Annotated in this window: 4 protein-coding genes and 1 pseudogene; 3 read left to right on the forward strand and 2 right to left on the reverse strand. The window is 40.3% G+C overall.

The features are described 5' to 3' along the window. Window positions 1–391: 391 nt before the first annotated feature. Window positions 392–709 (reverse strand): S1 RNA-binding domain-containing protein, encoded by a 318-nt coding sequence (locus tag H6G25_RS05220; protein WP_190391558.1) that lies wholly within the window; start codon window positions 707–709, stop codon window positions 392–394. 5 nt (window positions 710–714) lie between these two features. Next, window positions 715–1,080 carry a hypothetical protein gene (locus tag H6G25_RS05225; protein WP_190391559.1) on the reverse strand — a complete coding sequence of 122 codons (366 nt, stop codon included), beginning with the start codon at window positions 1,078–1,080 and terminating at the stop codon, window positions 715–717. Window positions 1,081–1,278: 198 nt separating this feature from the next. Here H6G25_RS05225 and H6G25_RS05230 point away from each other — a divergent pair, with 198 nt between their 5' ends. The 3 genes and pseudogenes from H6G25_RS05230 to H6G25_RS05240 form a co-directional block, all read left to right on the forward strand. Then, window positions 1,279–2,874 carry a B12-binding domain-containing radical SAM protein gene (locus H6G25_RS05230; RefSeq protein ID WP_190391560.1) on the forward strand — a complete coding sequence of 532 codons (1,596 nt, stop codon included), beginning with the start codon at window positions 1,279–1,281 and terminating at the stop codon, window positions 2,872–2,874. A 380-nt stretch (window positions 2,875–3,254) separates the two neighbouring features. After that, entirely contained in the window at window positions 3,255–4,844 is a 1,590-nt protein-coding gene (locus H6G25_RS05235) for a B12-binding domain-containing radical SAM protein (protein ID WP_190391561.1), read from the forward strand. A gap of 344 nt (window positions 4,845–5,188) precedes the next feature. Further along, a pseudogene (locus tag H6G25_RS05240) lies at window positions 5,189–6,000 on the forward strand (hypothetical protein); the annotation flags it as partial.

Genomic DNA, 6,000 nt, shown 5'->3' on the forward strand with positions numbered 1-6,000 from the left:
TGCTAATTATTAATTCAAGACTTGTACACATAATGATACGTAGTTAGTGATAAAATTCTATCTTCATCCTGTAAATCCTTAAATCCTGGACATCCTGATATGGCTTGCGCCACGCTTCGCTATCAGACAAATTCCCTAACTAACAACTTATATTACTACGGACACAAGTGTTGAATCCTGCAATAAAACTTTACAATCTTTGCGTTTTACCCAGGTAAAATCCATTGTCTATTGAGAATAGAGTCATTAATTGACCAAATTTGGTATCACCAATACCAATGCACAACTTGGACACAATCCTCAAAATCTTAACATTCAACACTTCTGTACTACGGATTCTTGCTTCCATGCAACATATCCCTTGTAAACTGAGGTGCAAATTCAATCAGTCCTAACCAGCTAAAGCTGGAATCTTCAGGGGTACAAGAGCTTTATGCAGTACACTAGGTTTTGCACTTAAATATACTTCTCGAAAATTACTCTCGTTATATCCAACCACAACCGCACCTACAGTTGTACCAATTTCTGGATACATTTCTGGACTCATCCCCCCTTCATCTAAAAAGTCAGGGATTTTGATCAACCCCTTAACTAAAGACTCATCAATATTGACAAAAACGCCAAAGGGTGTATGAAATTCTACTTTTCCCAGAACAAACTGACCTAGCTTATATTTAGATTTAATATTTTCCCAACTTGTACTATCCATAATATTCACCGTGATTTAAGAACTCGTGGAAATTGGTTAAGGATTGGAAACAAACTTTGAGGAACAACCACCTCAATTCGCTCACAACCATCTTTTTCATCATAACGATATTCAAGAGATTTGAAATACTGCTCGTAGCTTGCCTGATCAATATATACCTCAAGAATCCCCTCTTGATAGCTCTCGTTGAACTCCTCAGCAATGCTTCTGTCATTTGATCCTGCAAAGTAGCAACTTCCATCAAGGTAGGGGGGATTATAGGGAAAATCAACGACTTGAAAGCCTTCCTGTAATAATTTTTGACCTTTACCTTTTTGTGGTGCTTTGTAAATTGTAACGCTTAGAGTAGATGCTAATTGACCAGACTGCATGAGTAGGTAGAATAAGCTCAAAACTATTTGTATTTTTTAATTGTTCCCAGTCTTCATCCTGTTCATCCTTAAATCCTGGATATCCTGATTCTGACAATCCCCCCATTCTCCCATACAACGGACAAATTCAGAAAAAAGTCAATTAGTCTAAATTTTTAGTTACAGTTAGATCACAAATAAATCGTGAGGGGTGATACTATGCGTGTTTTGCTAGTTTATCCAATATTTCCAAAAACCTTTTGGTCTTATGAGAAAATTCTGGCGCTGGTTGACAGAAAGGTGTTATTACCACCTTTGGGTTTAGTAACGGTAGCGGCAATTTTACCCCAAGAATGGGAATTTAAACTTGTAGATCGTAACATCCGCGCTGCCACAGAGGAAGAGTGGGCATGGGCAGATATGGTGATTTTTTCTGCCATGATTGTTCAAAAACAAGACTTATTGGCACAAATTCGAGAAGCGAAAAAACGCGGTAAGTTGGTAGCTTTAGGTGGTCCCTACCCCACCTCCACACCCCATGAAGTGGAAGCAGCGGGGGCAGATTTCCTCATTCTCGACGAGGGAGAAATTACTTTACCCATGTTTGTGGAAGCGGTACAACGGGGAGAAAAATCTGGAGTTTTCCGGGCTACAGAAAAACCTGATGTCACAACTACACCCATTCCCCGCTTTGATTTGTTGGAGTTTAATGCCTATGATATGATGTCGGTGCAGTTTTCGCGCGGTTGTCCCTTCCAGTGCGAATTTTGCGACATCATTGTTTTATATGGACGCAAACCCCGAACTAAAACCCCAGCACAACTTTTAGCCGAGTTAGATTATCTCTATGAGTTGGGTTGGCGGCGGGGTGTTTTCATGGTAGATGATAACTTTATTGGCAACAAACGTAATGTAAAATTGTTGCTCAAAGAGTTAAAAGTTTGGATGGAACAACATCAATATCCTTTCAATTTTGACACGGAAGCTTCCATTGATTTGGCACAAGATGCCGAAATGATGGAATTGATGGTAGATTGTGGTTTTAAAGCGGTATTTTTGGGCATTGAAACCCCAGATGAAGATAGTTTACAACTAACTAAGAAGTTCCAAAATACTCGCAGTTCCTTGGCTGAATCTGTAGAAACTATTATTAAAGCAGGTTTGCGACCCATGGCTGGGTTTATTATTGGCTTTGATGGTGAAAAGACTGGTGCTGGCGATCGCATTGTCCGCTTCGCTGAATTAGCAGCTATCCCTTCTACAACTTTCGCTATGTTACAAGCATTACCCAATACTGCATTGTGGCATCGCTTGAAAAAAGAAGGAAGATTACGGGAAAATCAAGATGGGAACATCAATCAAACCACATTGATGAACTTCATTCCTACCCGTCCTTTAGAAGAATTAGCTAGGGAATATGTGGAGGCTTTCTGTGCTTTATATGACCCAGTTGCCTATTTAGACCGCACCTATCGCTGTTTTATGATGTTAGGTTCAGCTAAATACACAGTACCTGCAAAAATGCCAGAATGGGTAGTTGTGAGAGCCTTACTAATTGTAATTTGGCGACAAGGATTTAAACGACAAACCCGCTGGAAATTCTGGCATCATTTATTTAGTATTCTCAAGCATAACCCGAAAGTGCTTGAACAATACATTTCTACCTGCGCCCACATTGAGCATTTTATGGAATACCGGCAAATTGTCCGCGACGAAATCGAAAGTCAATTAGCCGCATATTTAGCCCAAGGTGCGGAAAAACCCTATATACTCGTTAAAGAACAAGCAGCCGAAAAAGTGGAAGCAGTAATTTAGAGTATGAATGCACAAGTTAAAAATGCACAAGTTAAAAATGCACAAGTTAAAAAGGTTACAGAAAAACCTCTCTCTTACCTCTCCCTAACCCTCTCCTAAGAGGAGACGGAATTGGAAAAGCTTTCATTATGTTATGGGAGAGGCTTTGAAACCCCCGTACCCCACAAGGGAAGGGGGTAGGGTTGTGAACAATATTTTCTAAGTAGGTGAGCGGAAAAAACCGACACAAGTAACGAAAAGTAAACTTGCCCAAAACCTGTTCCCTGTTCCCTGTTCCCTGTTCCCTTGTCATAACGACAATTTTTAACGCCAACCTACTTATCTTCAGTCTTTGTTTAAAATCAAGCTACAAGCAAAATTCAGGGTTGACAATTAATATCATGAATGTTCTACTAGTATATCCACTGTTTCCGAAAAGTTTTTGGTCTTTTGAAAAAACACTAGCTTTACTAGACCGCAAAGCCATGTTACCACCTTTGGGTTTGGTGACGGTGGCCGCCATTTTACCCCAAGAGTGGAATTTTAAGTTAGTAGACCGGAATATTCGCCAAATTACAGCAGCAGAATGGGCTTGGGCTGATTTAGTGATTTTATCAGCAATGATTGTCCAAAAAGAGGATTTACTGGCACAGATTCAAGAAGCAAAAGGGCGCGGTAAGCGTGTAGCAGTGGGTGGACCCTATCCAACAGCTTTACCCCAAGAAGTCACAGACGTGGGTGCAGATTATTTAATTTTGGATGAAGGAGAAATTACCTTACCATTATTTATAGATGCAATTAGCCGTGGTGAATCTTCGGGAATATTCCGCTCAGGTGGTGAAAAACCAGATGTCACAAATACTCCCATTCCTCGCTTTGATTTGCTAGAATTTGATGCTTATGCGGAAATGTCAGTACAATTTTCCCGTGGTTGTCCCTTCCAGTGTGAATTTTGTGATATTATTGTCCTTTATGGTCGCAAACCCCGCACCAAGTCACCAGCGCAACTCCTCGCCGAACTTGATTATCTTTATGAATTGGGTTGGCGACGCAGTATTTTCATGGTAGATGATAACTTCATTGGTAATAAACGCAACGTTAAATTATTCTTAAAAGAACTACAACCTTGGATGGTTGCACATGAGTATCCTTTCTCCTTTGCGACAGAGGCTTCCGTGGATTTAGCCCAAGATCAAGAACTAATGGATGCCATGGTCAGGTGTAATTTCGGGTCTGTGTTCTTGGGTATTGAAACCCCTGACGAAGAAAGCCTCGCTTTTACTCAAAAATTTCAAAATACGCGGGATTCCCTGAGTGAAGCGGTATATAAGATTACGCGCTCTGGACTGCGAGTTATGGCAGGTTTTATTATTGGTTTTGATGGTGAAAAGTCGGGGGCTGGGGCGAGAATTGTCAAATTTGTAGAGCAGACATCAATTCCCACTGCTTTATTTAGTATGCTTCAAGCCCTTCCTGATACTGCATTATGGCACAGATTAGCAAAGGAAAACCGACTCCGCAGTAAATCTGCAAATATTAATCAAACTACGTTGATGAATTTTGTCCCTACAAGGCCTTTAGCAGAAATCGCTAGTGAATATGTAGAAGCATTTTGGGAATTATACGAACCATCACGATTTTTAGATCGTGCTTACCGTCACTACCGCATTTTAGGTGAAGCTACTTATCCGAAAAAGGGCAAGGGTGCAAAAAAACCCTTGAATTGGAAGGTATTGCGGGCGTTATTAACTATTTGCTGGCGACAAGGTATGTTACGTAATACCCGGTGGCAATTCTGGCGTAATCTTTGGAGTATGTACAAGCATAATCCTGGTGGTATCAGTAGCTATTTATCTGTTTGCGCTCAAATTGAGCATTTCTTGGAATATCGTCAAATTGTGCGCGACGAAATTGAGGCACAAGTAGCTGAGTTTCTCAAAGCAGAGGCTCAGGTAAAGCTGGAAGAGGAAAAAGCACAAGTGTTAGTTTAGACTCAAAAAGGTGATCTGCTACCAACGGCACTGATTATAGTAGTTTACCGGGAACTATCAACTTTGGGGGGTTTGTCCCTCCAAAATTGATTGGTTTAGGGATTTTTAAAATGTTCAATTTATTTTGCACGACTACTTCAATAAGTATTAAGCTGTACTGCATTTAATTTGTATAAATCTGGCGGGTAAGATGCCCACCCCACAAGATTTTAACTATTTTAGGATGATAAACTTGAGGTGCATAGTAGCTTACAACTGGATTATAATTTGTAGTATGAATGTAGAGATTGACAGTTGTAAGTATTTGTGTCACATTATTTCCATAGGAATAAATCATCAAATCCATGAATATCTTGCTCAACTCTGCCCTGACGCTGACATATAACCAACTCAGCACCTTTGCCGATTTAGACAACTTCTGGAATTTATTTGATACCGCTTTTGGTACACAATACAACCGTAGCGGTGCGGAAATTCTGCGTTTACAGTGGCTATCTGGTGATTTTAGTCAACTTCCGCAAATTGAGATTTTAGATAGTAGCATTCTTGGCAATGCCAATGGGGCTTATGGCAGTAGCAATAATAAGATTTATTTATCAGCTAATTTTCTCGCAACTTCTACAGCAGAAGCTATTAGTGAAGTTTTGTTAGAGGAAATTGGGCATTTTATTGATGCTCACATCAATATCAGTGATAGTGCTGGAGATGAAGGGGCGATTTTTGCTGCTTTGGTACAGGGTAACAGTCTGGATACTCAGACTTTACAGGCTTTGAAGGCTGAGGATGATCACGCGACCATTACGGTAAATGGGCAAAATATTCAGGTAGAGCAGCAGAATTTTACAGGAACTAACAGGAATGATACCATTACAGGAACTTCTGGCAACGACACGATTAATAGTGGGTTAGGTATAGATGTTGTCGATGGAGGTGTAGGAGATGATCTACTAATTATTAATTACTCCATTGGTGACAGTGGAAGTGGGATGGACTTATCTACCTACGCAGGTGCAGAAGGATTTTATGGTACAGCTTATCGAACTAATCTCTCCACTGGTCAATACTTAGACAGAGTTGATTTCTCTGGGATAAATCGGTTTCAGATTACTGGTACAAGTCAGAATGACACTATCACTACTGGCAGTGGTAATGACAC

Source organism: Dolichospermum sp. FACHB-1091, from assembly GCF_014697585.1.
Taxonomy (GTDB): domain Bacteria; phylum Cyanobacteriota; class Cyanobacteriia; order Cyanobacteriales; family Nostocaceae; genus Dolichospermum.